The 14,232-nt window shown below is 68.9% G+C and carries 9 protein-coding genes; 5 read left to right on the top strand and 4 right to left on the bottom strand.

Annotation, left to right across the window (positions count from 1 at the left end; translation table 11 throughout):
* Positions 1 to 147: 147 nt before the first annotated feature.
* The 3 genes from CHC08_RS08630 to CHC08_RS08620 all read left to right on the top strand — a co-directional run bounded on the left by CHC08_RS08630 (position 148) and on the right by CHC08_RS08620 (position 6,959).
* Positions 148 to 1,143 (top strand): glycoside hydrolase family 11 protein, encoded by a 996-nt coding sequence (locus CHC08_RS08630; protein ID WP_089206656.1) that lies wholly within the window; start codon positions 148 to 150, stop codon positions 1,141 to 1,143.
* A 669-nt stretch (positions 1,144 to 1,812) separates the two neighbouring features.
* Positions 1,813 to 4,638, top strand: coding sequence for a PQQ-dependent sugar dehydrogenase (locus CHC08_RS08625; protein WP_089206655.1), 2,826 nt, complete (start codon positions 1,813 to 1,815; stop codon positions 4,636 to 4,638).
* Positions 4,639 to 4,694: 56 nt separating this feature from the next.
* Positions 4,695 to 6,959: a ThuA domain-containing protein gene (locus CHC08_RS08620; RefSeq protein WP_089206785.1), complete on the top strand. Its 2,265-nt coding sequence runs from the start codon at positions 4,695 to 4,697 to the stop codon at positions 6,957 to 6,959.
* Between the two features lie 229 nt (positions 6,960 to 7,188).
* On the opposite strand, the gene CHC08_RS08615 is transcribed toward CHC08_RS08620, so the two are convergent.
* Positions 7,189 to 7,932, bottom strand: coding sequence for an SAM-dependent methyltransferase (locus CHC08_RS08615; RefSeq protein ID WP_089206654.1), 744 nt, complete (start codon positions 7,930 to 7,932; stop codon positions 7,189 to 7,191).
* 205 nt (positions 7,933 to 8,137) lie between these two features.
* Positions 8,138 to 9,325 (bottom strand): endo-1,4-beta-xylanase, encoded by a 1,188-nt coding sequence (locus CHC08_RS08610; RefSeq protein ID WP_089206653.1) that lies wholly within the window; start codon positions 9,323 to 9,325, stop codon positions 8,138 to 8,140.
* Between the two features lie 417 nt (positions 9,326 to 9,742).
* Between CHC08_RS08610 and CHC08_RS08605 the strand changes: the two genes are divergently transcribed.
* Positions 9,743 to 10,597: an ankyrin repeat domain-containing protein gene (locus CHC08_RS08605; RefSeq protein WP_089206652.1), complete on the top strand. Its 855-nt coding sequence runs from the start codon at positions 9,743 to 9,745 to the stop codon at positions 10,595 to 10,597.
* A 111-nt stretch (positions 10,598 to 10,708) separates the two neighbouring features.
* On the top strand, positions 10,709 to 11,521 hold the full coding sequence (locus tag CHC08_RS08600; protein ID WP_089206651.1) for an aminoglycoside 3'-phosphotransferase: 813 nt from the start codon (positions 10,709 to 10,711) through the stop codon (positions 11,519 to 11,521).
* Positions 11,522 to 11,630: 109 nt separating this feature from the next.
* On the opposite strand, the gene CHC08_RS08595 is transcribed toward CHC08_RS08600, so the two are convergent.
* Both CHC08_RS08595 and CHC08_RS08590 read right to left on the bottom strand, forming a co-directional pair.
* Positions 11,631 to 12,617, bottom strand: a complete 987-nt coding sequence (locus CHC08_RS08595; protein WP_218825175.1) for a glutaminyl-peptide cyclotransferase — start codon at positions 12,615 to 12,617, stop codon at positions 11,631 to 11,633.
* Positions 12,618 to 12,970: 353 nt separating this feature from the next.
* Positions 12,971 to 13,876: a pyridoxal-phosphate dependent enzyme gene (locus CHC08_RS08590; protein ID WP_275937161.1), complete on the bottom strand. Its 906-nt coding sequence runs from the start codon at positions 13,874 to 13,876 to the stop codon at positions 12,971 to 12,973.
* Between the last annotated feature and the right edge of the window lie 356 nt (positions 13,877 to 14,232).

Raw genomic sequence — 14,232 nt, 5'->3', positions numbered from 1 at the left:
GGTCGTCGACCGCACGACGACGGCCAACCTCCGCCGCGTTGTACGACGCCGACGCGCGGCGGCCCTCACCCCGGCCACCGGCAGCCCCGCGAGCCGTATCGCGCTGCCCGGCCTCCCGGCCGGCCTTCACGAGGAGGAAGCACGCACATGGACGACGCCCCCATACGCCTGAAGAGCCGCAGACGCGGCCGCACCAGGCCGTTCATCAGCCGTGCCTGCGCCGTGGCGCTGGCCGTGGCCTTGGCGGTGCTGCCCGGCCCCGCCCACGCGGCCATAACCTCCAATCAGACCGGCACCAACAATGGCTACTTCTATTCGTTCTGGACCGACAGTCCCGGGTCGGTCTCCATGGAACTGGGATCCGGCGGCAATTACAGCACCTCATGGAGAAACACCGGGAATTTCGTCGCCGGTAAGGGCTGGAGCACCGGCGGACGCAGGGCCGTCAGCTACTCGGGCAGCTTCAATCCGTCCGGAAATGCATATCTGACCCTCTACGGGTGGACGAGAAACCCACTCGTGGAGTACTACATCGTCGACAACTGGGGCACTTATCGGCCCACGGGGACGTACAAGGGCACCGTCACCAGCGATGGCGGCACGTACGACATCTACCAGACGACGCGGACCAACGCCCCCTCCATCGACGGCATCAGAACCTTCAATCAGTACTGGAGCGTCCGGCAGTCAAAGAAAACGGGCGGAACCATAACCTCCGGAAACCATTTTGACGCCTGGGCCCGCAATGGAATGAGCCTGGGCAATCACGATTACATGATCCTCGCAACAGAGGGATATCAGAGCAGCGGGAATTCCAACATAACGGTAGGCGGCACCTCCGGCGGCGGTGGAGGCGGTGGGGGCGGTGGCGGCGGCGGCGGCTGCACCGCGTCGCTGTCCGCGGGGCAGCAGTGGAGCGACCGGTACAACCTCAACGTCTCGGTCAGCGGCTCCAGCAACTGGACCGTGACGATGAACGTCCCCTCCCCTGAGAAGGTCATCGCCACCTGGAACATCAGCGCCGGCTACCCCAGCGCCCAAGTGCTGACCGCTAGGCCCAACGGCAACGGCAACAACTTCGGCGTGACCATCCAGACCAACGGCAGCACGACCTGGCCAACGGTCTCCTGCAGCGCAGGCTGACCCGAACCCGAACCCGAACCCGAATCCCGAACACCCGAACGCCCGAAACACAGCACCTGTGGCGCGGCGGCCCAATGGCCGCCGCGCCACACTGCTGTCGGCCGGTGACCACCGCGCGGGTTGAGGGGATCAGCCCCGGCCAGGAGGCCGGTGGCCGACGACTCTCGCCCGAGCGGGCGGCGCGACTCACCCGCGCGGACGCCGGCATCGTCCCAGGCCGGCGCCGGGGCACCGCTCGATGATCTCTTACGGCCAGGGGGAGATCGAAGCGGATGGCTCCGGGGTGATGCTCTTCACGCTTCCGGAACCTCAAACCTACTTATGTTGCCATTGAACAAAAGTTTCGTCGTCGATTGAAGATGTTACGTCGCCCATCTTCAAAAGAGGGCGGATTTATGTCTTGACGGTGACCGATCTCCATGGCACCGTGGCGTCCACCTCAGCTCACGGCAGTAGCACGCCGATGGGACACGGCAGACTCATCGACGCGTTCGGCGCAAGCGTCCGGTAGCTCGAAAGGCATCCTGCGCCTATTAACCACCGGGCCTGCCGTACCGCCGGCCCGGTGGAGCTCAGCCGCACGATCACCTGACAACCCACCCCCCAGCCGAGCGGCCGCGCGCTTCCGTGCTTCCGCCTGGCGCACCGTCAGGAAAGGACATCTCCCCGATGTCAGTCTTGGATCCCCTCGGCTCCGCCCTCCGGCGGAGAGCGGCGGGTGTCGCCCTCATACTGGCGACCACCTCACTCGCCGTGATCGCGGGCCCGGCAGTCCCCGCTCAGGCCCAACCCATCAACCAGGCCGACTTCCAGCAGGTCACGCTCGCCAAGGGCGTCGCGGAGACCGGCGAGCCGATCTCGCTGGCGGTGCTGCCCGACCGGTCCGTACTGCACACCGCGCGCGACGGTGTGCTGCGGCGCACCGACGCGGCCGGCAGCACGTCCGTCGTCGCCACCATCCCGGTCTACTCCCATGACGAAGAGGGATTGCAGGGCGTCGGCGTCGATCCCGGCTTCGCCACGAACCGGCAGATCTACCTCTACTACGCCCCTCCCCTGTCGACGCCCCCGGGCGACGCTCCCGCCACGGGCACCGACTGGACCGCGTGGAAGGGGGTCAACCGGCTGTCCCGGTTCACCCTCAACGCCGACTACACGGTGAACATGGCGAGCCAGGTGACCGTGCTCGACGTTCCCGCCGACCGGGGTATCTGCTGTCACGTCGGCGGTGACATCGACTTCGACGCCGCCGGGAACCTCTACCTGTCCACCGGGGACGACAGCAACCCGTTCTCCTCCGCCGGATACTCCCCGATCGACGAGCGGACCGACCAGAACCCCGCCTACGACGCCCAGCGGACCGCGGCCAACACCAACGACCTGCGCGGCAAGATCCTGCGGATCAAGGTGAACGCCAACGGCACGTACACCAACCCGTCGGGCAACCTCTTCGCGCCCGGCACCGCGGGCACCCGTCCGGAGATCTACGCGATGGGCTTCCGGAACCCGTACAGGATGAGCGTGGACAAGACCACGGGCGCCGTCTACGTCGGCGACTACGGGCCGGACGCGGGCTCCTCCAGCGCCACCCGCGGCCCGAGCGGCCAGGTGGAGTTCAACCGGATCACCGCGCCGGGCAACTACGGCTGGCCGTACTGCACCGGCACCAACACCTCCGCGGAAACGTACAACGAGTGGAACTTCGCCACGGGAGCCAGTGGCGCCAAGTACAACTGCGCGGGCGGACCGGTCAACAACTCCTTCCGCAACACCGGCCTGGGCACGCTTCCCCCGGCCAAACCCTCGTGGATCCGCTACGGAGGCGACGCGGGCACCCCGCCGGAGTTCGGCGGAGGTTCCGAATCGCCGATGGCGGGACCCGTCTACCGCTACAACGCCGCGAACACCTCGGCCACCAAATTCCCGCAGAGCCTCGACGGGCAGTTCTTCGCCTCCGAGTTCGGCCGCGGCTGGATCAAGCCGATCCAGATCACCTCCACCGGCGGCCCCGGCGAGATCTCCGCCTTCCCGTGGGTGGGCAAGCAGGTCATGGACTCGGCCTTCGGCCCCGACGGTTCCCTGTACGTCCTGGACTACGGCACCGGGTACTTCAACGGTGACGCGAACTCCGCGCTCTACCGGTTCGACTACGTCGCGGGCGGCAACCGTGCTCCCATCGCGAACGCGACCGGCACTCCGACCTCCGGCCAGGCTCCCCTCACGGTGACGTTCTCCTCGGCCGGCTCGTCCGACCCCGACGGTGACGCGATCACCTACGCGTGGGCCTTCGGGGACGGCGGCACCTCGACCGCGGCCAACCCGACGCACACCTACGCCACGAACAGCACCTACACCGCGACCCTGACGGTGCGTGACTCCAAGGGAGCGACGGGCAGCGCGAACGTGATGGTGGGCGTGGGTAACACCGCGCCGACCGTCACCGTCAACAACCCCGGAAACGGTCAGCTGTTCTCCTACGGAGACGTGGTGTCCTTCCAGGTCTCGGCGTCCGACCCCGAGGACGGTACGGTCAACTGCGCCCGCGCCAAGATGACCTACGTGCTCGGGCACGACAGCCACGGGCACCAGATCACCTCCCAGAACGGATGTTCCGGGGCGATCAGCGTTCCCGTGGACGGTGAGCACGACGAGGCCGCGAACATCTTCGCCGTCTTCGACGCCGAGTACGCCGACAACGCCGGCCTGATCACCCACAAGCAGGTCATCCTCCAGCCCCGGCACCGGCAGGCGGAGCACTTCAAGACCTCCTCCGGCGTCGCCCTCATCACCAAACCCCTCGCCGAGGGCGGCAGGACGGTCGGCGACATCAACAACGGGGACTGGATCTCCTTCGACCCCTACAAGATCAACAATGTGAGGTCGTTCTCCGCCCGCGTGTCCTCGGGCGGAGTGGGCGGCACGCTGCAGATCCGGGCGGGCTCGGCGACCGGCGCCGTCCTGGGCTCGGCGACGGTGCCGGTGACCGGCGGATGGGAGACCTTCACCAATGTGACGGGAACCATCACCGGCGCTCCCGCCGGAACCACCACGCTCTACCTCACCTTCGCCGGTGCGGCGAGCGGAGCCCTCTTCGACCTCGACACGTTCACCTTCGCCACCGGCGGTCCGGTCGTGGGCCTGGCCGGCAAGTGCCTGGACGTCCGTGCCGCCAACCCCGCGGACGGCACGCAGGTGCAGATCTACGGCTGCAACAACTCCGGGGCCCAGACCTGGAGCCGCGACGGCGGCGCGCTACGCGCTCTGAACAAGTGCCTGGACGTCTCGGGCGGGGCCACGACCGACGGCGCGAAGGTCCAGCTGTGGACCTGCAACGGCACGGGCGCGCAGATCTGGACGCCGCAGGCCAACGGAACACTGCTGAACCCGGTCTCGGGCAAGTGCCTGGACGTCAGCGGGGCCAATCCGGCTGACAGCACACCCGTGACGTTGTGGTCCTGCAACGCCGGGGCCAACCAGAAGTGGACCCTGAGCTAGGTCCCGGCGGGGGCGCCTGTTGGGGCGCCCCCGCTCCCCCCGACAGGGAGATGATGATGCACAGAATTCTCCGTACAGCCCTCGGCGCGGCCACCGCGGTCGTGCTCGCGTGCGCCGTTCCCACGGGTCCGGCGGTCGCGGCCGTCGCGGCCGACAGCCCCTACGACGTTCTCGTCTTCTCGAAGACGGCGGGCTTCCGGCACGACGCCATCCCGGCCGGCATCCAGGCGATCCGCGACCTGGGCACGACCGGCTCCTTCACGGTCACCGCGACCGAGGACGCCGCCGCCTTCACCACCGCGAACCTCGCCCAGTACGAGGCGGTGGTCTTCCTCAGCACCACCGGCGACGTGCTCAACGCCGCACAGCAGACCGCGTTCGAGACCTACATCCGTGCGGGCGGCGGTTTTGTCGGTGTGCACGCCGCCGCCGACACCGAGTACGGCTGGCCCTTCTACGGCCAGCTCGTCGGCGCCTACTTCTCCTCCCACCCCGCCATCCAGCAGGCAGGCGTCAAGGTGGAGAACCGCGGGCACGCGGCCACCGCCACGCTGCCGCAGACCTGGACCCGAACCGACGAGTGGTACAACTACCAGTCCAACCCGCGCTCCACGGCCCGCGTGCTCGCGACCCTCGACGAGTCGTCGTACTCGGGGGGAACCATGGGCGCCGACCACCCGCACGTCTGGTGCAAGACCTTCGAGGGCGGTCGCTCGTTCTACACCGGCGGCGGTCACACCGCGGCCTCCTACACCGATTCCGTCTTCCGCGCCCACCTGCTCGGCGGCATCCGGTACGCGGCAGGCCGCGTCAAGGCCGACTGCCGGCCGGAGACCGGTTACACCTCCCTCTACAACGGATCCGTCTCCGGCTGGTCGCAGGCCGGACCGGGCAGCTTCACCAACACCGACGCCACGCTGACGTCGACGGGCGGCCTCGGCCTCCTCTGGTACAGCGCGAAGCAGTACACCTCGTACTCGCTGAAACTCGACTGGAAGATGGCCGGCGACGACAACTCCGGCGTCTTCATCGGCTTCCCGCCCTCGACCGACCCGTGGTCGGCCGTGAACAACGGATACGAGATCCAGATCGACTCCACCGACGCGGCGGACCGCACCACCGGCGCGGTCTACACCTTCAAGAGCGCCGACCTCGCCGCCAGGGACGCGGCCCTGAACCCGCCCGGGGAGTGGAACGCCTACGAGATCCTCGTCGAAGGCGAGCGGCTCCAGGTCTTCCTCAACGGAGTGAAGATCAACGACTTCGTCAACACCGACGCGGCGGACCGCACCACCGGCGCGGTCTACACCTTCAAGAGCGCCGACCTCGCCGCCAGGGACGCGGCCCTGAACCCGCCCGGGGAGTGGAACGCCTACGAGATCCTCGTCGAAGGCGAGCGGCTCCAGGTCTTCCTCAACGGAGTGAAGATCAACGACTTCGTCAACACCGACCCGGCCCGCGGCCTGGCCGGGCACATCGGCCTCCAGAACCACGGCACCGGGGACGACGTGTCGTTCCGCAACGTCCGGATCAAGGAGCTGGGCGCCGCTACGCCGACGGTGCAGGCGGAGTCGTACTCGTCCCAGAGCGGGGTGGCGCCGTTCACCAAGGCGGGGGCCAACAACGGGCAGACCCTCGGCAGCATCGATCCCGGAGACTGGGCCTCCTACAACGGGATCTCCCTGACCGGTGCGACCACGTTCAAGGCACGGGTGGTCTCCGGCGGGCCCGGCGGCACGATCCAGGTCCGTACAGGATCCGCGTCCGGTCCGATCCTCGGCTCGGTGGCGGTACCCAACACCGGAAGCTGGACGACCTTCGCCGACGTCTCGACGCCCCTGTCGAACGTGCCGGCCGGTAACGCGAACGTCTACCTGACGTTCACGGGAACCGGTACGGGCCTGTTCGACGTCGACGACTTCACCTTCGGCAGATCAACCTCGGCCGGAGGCACCGTGGTCGGCCTCGGGGGCAAATGCCTGGACGTACGCGCCGGCGCCACCGCGGACGGCACCCAGATCCAGATCTACGGCTGTAACTCCACGAGCAGCCAGACCTGGACCCGCAACGGCCAGACCCTCCGCGCCCTGGGCAAGTGCCTGGACGTCTCGGGCGCGGGCACGGCCGACGGGACGAAGGTCCAGCTGTGGACCTGCAACGGCTCCGGCGCGCAGAACTGGGTCCCCCAGTCCAACAGCACCCTGCTCAACCCGAACTCCGGCAAGTGCCTCGACGTGCAGGGCGCCAACCCGGCCGACAGCACCCCGGTGCACCTGTGGACCTGCAACACCAACGCCAGCCAGAAATGGACCCTGACCTGACCACGGCTCACTGACATCTCCGCCGGGCGGTCAACGGCGGAGCGCGGCGCCCAACCGGCGGATCACCTCGGTCTCGCCGGCGGCGTCGTCACCGGACGGCATGCGCTCGTGTTCGGCCGCGCACGCCGTCGTTGTCGTCGAAGAGGTGCACCTCGGCCGCGCCGCCCGTTCGTTCTCCTGTGACGACAAGATCCGCGCACAGTTCGGGACGGTTCGCCCCAGCGGTGGATCAGCCCAGTGTGAGGTAGGCGAAGCCCCACACGTTGCGGTAGCCGCGTAGCCAGTAGGAGCGGTGCCGGTCCACTTTGGCGCGGGTCGCCTCGGCTTCGGGGTGGCCGGGGTTGGCGGCGAGCCATTCCTCCACGTCGGCGGCGTAGCCCGACTCGAACTCCTCCCACTCACCCTGGCTCGCGGTCTCGATGCGCAGCGGCCGGAATCCGGCAGCCGTGGCCTGGTCCACGAGGCCGGCCAGGTCGGTGCAGCTGTCCACGGAGGTGTCCGGCCACATCCCGGCCAGTTCGTCAGCGGTGGGAGCCCGTTCCCAGAACTCGGCGGCGAACAGCAGGCGGCCGCCCGGGTTGACCAGGGGGCGCAGGGCGCGCAGGGTCTGCGAAGTGCTCGGGACGGCGCCGAAAACATGCCAGGCGCCGACGTTCAGCACCAGGTCCGCGGCACCGAGGTGCTCTTCGGCCCGGCCTTCGACAAAGGTGACCCGGTCGGACAGGCCGCGAGCCGTGGCATCGGCTCGCCCGCGCACCATGTCGGGCCCGTGGATGTCGACGCCCGTGCCGTGGGCTTCCGGTACGGCCTCCAGGACGCGGAGCAGCAGTCGGCCCCACCCGCAGCCCAGGTCGAGCACGGTCGACGGTTTGGCCGCGGCGAGGTCGGCTGTCAGCCTGTCGGCGCGTTCGGCGGACAGCGGCGCGTGGAAGTCCAGCTTGGTGCCCGTTCCCAGCGAGGGAGGATTTGTCATGGCGCGCACTGTATGGGGTTGATCACGATTGCCGCGAGGGGTTTTCCCGCGCCCCGGGACGGGCCGTGCCACGGGTCGGGCGGCAAGGACACATGCCCGTCCTCCGTCACCGCCGGCCGACCCAAAAGCGGTGGCGCTCGGCCTGGTGCGCTCATGCCACCGCGTGGCACCGGGGCATCCGCGTCGGCGGATGCCCCGGTGTCGCTCATCGCCGGGGCTTCTGCGTGACCCTCGGCAGGACGTGGGGCGGCCCGGAGAAGGCCAGGTCGGCCTTTACCGCGTTGTAGGCGCGCTTGGGCTGGTAGAACTCGTCGTACAGGGTGGCCAGGCCCTCCGGGGGGTCGGAGAACCAGCCGGGCACCCAGGAGTGCTTGTCGGTGAATCCCCAGACGGTGTAGGACAGGCAGCGCCGGTTGGCCAGGCATGCCTGCAAGAGCACGCTGTAGTTTTCGGCCGACGCCTGGAGGCGGGGGTTGATCTCGTTGGAGTCGCCCGCACGCACGCCGTCGGTCATCAGGCTGCGCACGTCCACCTCGGTGAACGCCGTGGCGAGCCCGAGGTCGGAGAAGGCGTCAAGCACTTCGAGCGCCTGGAAGGCGTCGAAATTGCCGTACTGGGTGCCAAGGTGCCCCTGGCTGCCCACGCCGTCGATGGGGACGCCGCTCGCGCGCAACTGCTTGGCCATGGTGTAGGTGTACCAGGTCTTGTCGGAGGGGCCGCGGTCGCCGAACGCCTCGATGTTGTAGTCGTTGTAGAACAACAGGGCGTCAGGGTCGGCGGCGCGGGCCCAGCGGAAGGCGTCGGCGATGTAGCCGGGGCCGAGGTGCTGCGCCCAGAAGCCCTTCAGGTGGATCGACGACGGGCTGTCCCACGGGTCGCTGACCGCCTCGTTGACGACGTCCCACTGCCAGATCTTGCCCTTGAAGTGCTTGACGACGGCGGTGATGTGGTTGCGCAGGATCGTACGGAGTTGCGTGTCGTTGATCGTCCCGTCGGTGACGCCCTGGGTGAGCCAGGCCGGCAACTGGTTCTGCCAGACCAGCACGTGACCGCGGACCTTCTGCTTGTTCTTGCGGGCGAAGTCGATCAGCTCGTCGGCCGGACCCCAGTTGTACACGCCCCGGGTGGGTTCGAGCACCTCCCACTTCATGACGTTCTCAGCGGTGACGGTGGAGAACTGCGACGCGGCGATCGCACGGTACTGCGGATCGGTCGTGTCTTTCAGGACGTCCATGTCGACCGCGGTGCCGATGGCGAGGTTGTGACGGGCGGCGAGCGTGCGCAGGCTCTGCCCGGCGACCGTGGGGTCCCGGTCGTTCGCGAGAACGGGAACGGCGTTCAGCGCACCGGCCAACATGAGCACGGTGGCACCGACGATCAAAAATCGCTTCATCGAACTCCCTCGGGATCGACCCCCGAAAATTTTCGGTTCAATAACGAAATATAACGTTAGCAAAGCTCTCCATGAGAGAAAAGACCAATGTTGCAACACCGAAACATTTCGGAAATCACTCAAATTGGGAGCCGCGAACGCCTGATCCCACGTAGGGAAAGAAAGGCAGGTGAGAGCCGATGTGACGCCCAACAGTGCCGAGTCGGCCCCGGCACGGCGGATGCCGAACCAGGCGGACGCAGCCGGCAGACAGGTCATTCACATTGCCTGTCACACCCAGGGCAGCCATGGCATATGTCGGAAATAGGGTGAATATGACCGATTGACCTTCCAATCCGCCCTTGTGGATCTTCATTGGTGACGCCTTATCGGTGCCATGCTGTGTCTTCGTGTCACCTTTTTGAGGGAGTTAAGGGCATGTATGACGCAGAAACGCCGTTACACGACGCGGCCGAGAGCGGCTCACCCGAGGAGATCGCGGAGCTGGCCAGAAACGTGGAGGACGTCGACGCCGAAGACGAGGGTCGTACCGCGCTCTGGGTCGCCGTGTACGAGCGCCGCCACGACAACGCCCGCGCTCTGGTCGCCGCCGGAGCCGACCCGTGGAGGCCCATGATGAGCGGCTGGTCGCCCGGACGCCTCAGCCTGGCCGGTCCTGAACCCGACCTGTTCGATCGCCCCGCCGGAGTGGACGGCCTGACGGCGGACGAGGCCTCCGCCGTGGCGGAGGCCAAGCGGCTGACCGCGGCGCTGAGCGATCCGGAGTGCACCGGCCTGGGGCTGGCGTGCGTGGCCGGGATCAGCGCGGCCGAGGCGGCGCGGCGGCTGGACGCCACGGTCGAGGCCGCCGATCCCGGGAAGTTCCTCGACGAGATCAGCCCCTTCGACGAGGAGAGCCGGGCATTCGTCGGCGTCACCGACGTGCCCGGCGGCTGCGTCGTCACCCAGCCATGGGGGCACCTGCCGCAGACGCCCGGTGTCACCAAGCGCCTGTCCGCGGGCACCGTCTGCTACGGCCTGTTCGACAACGCCGCGAGCGGCAGCCAGGGCAGCATCATCCGCGACGGCGAGATCGTCGGCTGGGACCTTCACCCGGGCGGAGCCCCGTGGGAGGACGACGGGCCCAAGGAGGTCCTTTTCTCCTACCTCTACCAGTACAACCCGGTGGCCTACTCCTATGCCTACGCGGGCCTGCGACCGACCGACGCCCGCGCTGTCACCGGTCCGCCCGACGTCTGGCTGCGCCTGCCGGAACGTGACTACTGGCGCTGACCTCGGCCTTCCTGCAAAGCGCGCAAGGATTCGCGGAGCGAGCCGAGGGTGAGATGAGCTCTGCGAAAACCATTCGCGCCGGCGCCGCTCCCCTGGGAGGATCGTGTCTCCATGAGCCGCCCCGTCATCTCCGAGATCCCGACCGGCCCCGTGGCCGTCCCCGGCATCGTCACGACCCTCGCCGGTGGGGACGTCATCACCCCGGTCTGGCACAACGAGCTCGGCGGCCTGACGTTCCGCCTCGATGACGGGCGCGGCGGCATCAGGTATGCCAAGTGGGTCGCCGCCGGCACTCCGGAGATCGACCTTCCCGGCGAGGCGGAGCGCCTGGACTGGGCGCGGCGGTGGGTGAACGTCCCACGAGTCATCGAGCACGGTACGGACGCCGCCGCCGCGTGGCTGGTCACGGCGGCGGTCCCTGGCCGCTCGGCGGTCGACCCTCGGTGGATCGCCGACCCGGCGACCGCGGCGGCCGCGATCGGCCGAGGGCTGCGCCTGTTCCACGACGCCCTGCCCGTGGACGAGTGCCCCTTCGACTGGAGCGTCGGTCGACGGCTCGCACGCGCCGACGAGCGCATCGCCGACGGCGAGGGATCGGACGACCGGTTCCCCGAGCACCGGCACCTCGAACTCGCCAAGGCCCGGGCGCGCCTCGGCGAGCCGCCCTCGATCGACCGCCTCGTCGTCTGTCACGGGGACGCCTGCGTCCCCAACACCCTGCTGCACGACGACGGCACGTTCTCCGCGCACGTCGACCTCGGCTCACTCGGGGTGGCCGACCGATGGGCCGACCTCGCGGTCGCGGCCTGGAGCACGGAGTGGAACTACGGCCCCGGCTACGACGGCGTCCTGTACGACGCGTACGGGATCGCCCCCGACCCGGGGCGCATCGCCTACTACCGCCTGCTCTGGGACATGGCGTAAAGGTTACGGCCGGTACCCGGGAGAGCGATCTGATCTCTGCTGAGGCCGCCGTTTCTCCGGACCCGGTGGCTGCCCGCGTGGTGCGGGCAGCCGCCGGCCGTGGCCTCCGTCAGAGTCCGTCGCCGGACGAGCGCGTGCCGGAGTCGGGGACGAACCGTACGCGAAACATCTTGGGCCACAGCTTGCCGGTCAGCAGGAACTCGTCGGTTCCGGGAATGGCCGCGATGCCGTTCAGGACGCCCGCGTTCCGGCGTTCCGCCCGGGTGAGCAGGCCCGCGGCGTCGATGCTGCCGGTCACCATGCCGGTGCCGGTGTCGATCCGCACGATCCGGTCGGTCCAGTAGACGTTGGCGTAGACGGTGTGGGAACCCGCGCATTCGAGTTCGTTGAGCCCGGGGACGGCATGGCCGTACTCGGTCACGGTGAGCGTGCCGGTGGAGGCGAACGTGACGGGATCGCGAAAGGTGAGGCGGTCGGAACCGTCACTCATCACCAGCCGGTCGTCCCGTCGCCGATGGCACAGCCCCCAGCCCTCCCCTGTGTAGGGGACGCGACGGCGTTCGGCAAGGGTGCGACCGTCCCGCTCGACGGCGATGCCATCGCGCCAGGTGAGCTGCCACAGCGTCGGCCCCACGACGGTGATCCCCTCACCGAACATCAGGGCCGGCAGTTGTGCGCGGGCGGTGGGCGCCTTCCCCGCGGGTCCGGCCGTGACCGCCGACTCACCGTACCCGCCGGTGCTCTCGTACAGCCTGCCGTCGGCCATCTCCAGCCCCTGGGTGGAGGCGCGGGGGTCGTGCGGCAGGCTCTGAAGAACCTTGACCCGCAGCTGCTCCACCGGCGGCCGCCCGCCCGTGTTCGACACGGCCGAGGTGTCTTCCAGGCTGGGAGGACAGGCCCGGTGGCCGCTGAGGAGGAGAAGCGCGACCGCTCCGGTGGCGACGGACATGACGCAACGCATGGTTTCCCCTACATGACGTTGTCTGAATGATTCGACAGGAACCTTCAGCGGGATGTGACGCACCTTGACCGGCGGCTCCAGCGCTCCCAGCAGGAACTCCGGGGGCACCCGTTCGCCGCCCGTGACCGCCGTCATCACACGACATCACGAGTTCGACCTCGGCTGCTCGTCCCGAGCGACAGCAGCCGCTGAACAGCGGGCAAAGATAGGTTTCCGGTTGTGTCCGACGCCGATTTCACCCCGCTCCGTGTCACCCGACCGGCCCGGGGCTCAACGCCTTCCCCATCCGGGAAGGGGCGGAGGAGAACGCCTGACCCCCCGCCGCTTCGCCGGCCCCCGCCCACCCGTACGGATTACCGCCCGAAGGAGAGGACGGCGGAGCGCGGGGTGGGCCGCTGGACGGTGGCGGGGCGGCGGAGACCACCGGGTCGAGCGGGCCGGCCAGGCGCTGAGCAAGATGAAGGCCGCCGCACGCCTCGACCAGCCGGCTACGCGTCGAGCATGTGTGCCAGCCGTGCCGCGTACGCCCTCCAGTCCAGTCCTCTGCCCTGTGCCCAGGCGTCGTCGTGGCAGGTCCGCAGGTGACGCTCGCCGGCGTCACCGATCACGGTGACCACCTCGCCGCGGACCCCCCGGTCCCGCATGCGGACGGCCAGCTCCAGCGCGCCCCACAGGTTCGTCCCGGTGGCGGCACCGACCGCCAGCCCGGTCGCCTCCCGCACCCGGCGGGCAGCGGCCACGCTGGCGGCGTCGGGCACGGGAACGACCAGATCGACGAGGGAGGCGACAAAACCCGGCTCCATGCGCGGCCGGCCGATCCCCTCGATCCGGGACGGCATGCCGGTGGCGTAGTCGTCGGCGCCGCTCGCCCAGCCGGGAAAGTAGGCGGAGTTCTCCGGATCGACCACGGCCAGCTTGCCGGGCAGGCAGTGATCGCGTAGATGGCGGCCGACGGCGGCGGAGGTGGCACCGGTGCCCGCGCCGACCACGATCCACGCCGGGCACCGGGCCACCTGGCCGAAAAGCTCCTCCGCCAGGCTCCCGCCGCGCCAGTCGACGGTCGCGGCCGAGGCGTAGTGGTCCAGGTAGCAGCCGCCCAGCCGTTCGGACAGTCCCGCGGCCTCGTCGTAGATGGCCAGCGGTGGGTGGACGTATCGACAGGTCCCGCCCAACCGCTCGACGCCCTCCCCCCGGGAGCCCTCCGGCATGACAACGGTGTACGGCAGGTCGAGCAGCCGGGCGAAGTATGCCTGGGCGACCGCCATCGCGCCTCCTGCGGCCTCCACCACGGGAGTGCCCTCCGCGATCCGGCCGGTGGCGATCGCGGTTGTGAACAGGGCCCGTGCCAGCCGGTGCTTCAGACCGCCTGTCGGCTGGACCGACTCGTCCTTCAGTCAGAGCCGTACCCCCCAGTCCTCGGGCAGCGGGAACGGCCGCAACGGGGTGGGCCCGACCTGCGCCATCTCCTCATCCAGCCGCTCGATCGCCTCTGTCGCCCATGCGCCGATCATGAGGAGAAATCTACCTGCCAGGAGACATCGAAAATCGGCGGAAGCTCAGGAATCAGCAGGAACGGGCGGCTCCCTGTCACATCGGAGATCTCGCCGGTCGGCCGGAGCGGAATCGCGAGGGCGGAGCGCTCAGGTGCAAAATGGTCTGCGTCCGTCTGTCGGCCGTGTCGATCCGCGGCTGCCCCGTTCGACCTGGGAGTGAGAGGGTCGAGAGGCGGCCCCGATGGCAAGGAGATCGA

The sequence above is a fragment of the Streptosporangium subroseum genome (assembly GCF_900188345.1).
GTDB lineage: Bacteria > Actinomycetota > Actinomycetes > Streptosporangiales > Streptosporangiaceae > Streptosporangium > Streptosporangium subroseum.
Note: the sequence above shows the minus strand (reverse complement) of the source record. Positions and strands in the feature narration are given on the sequence as shown.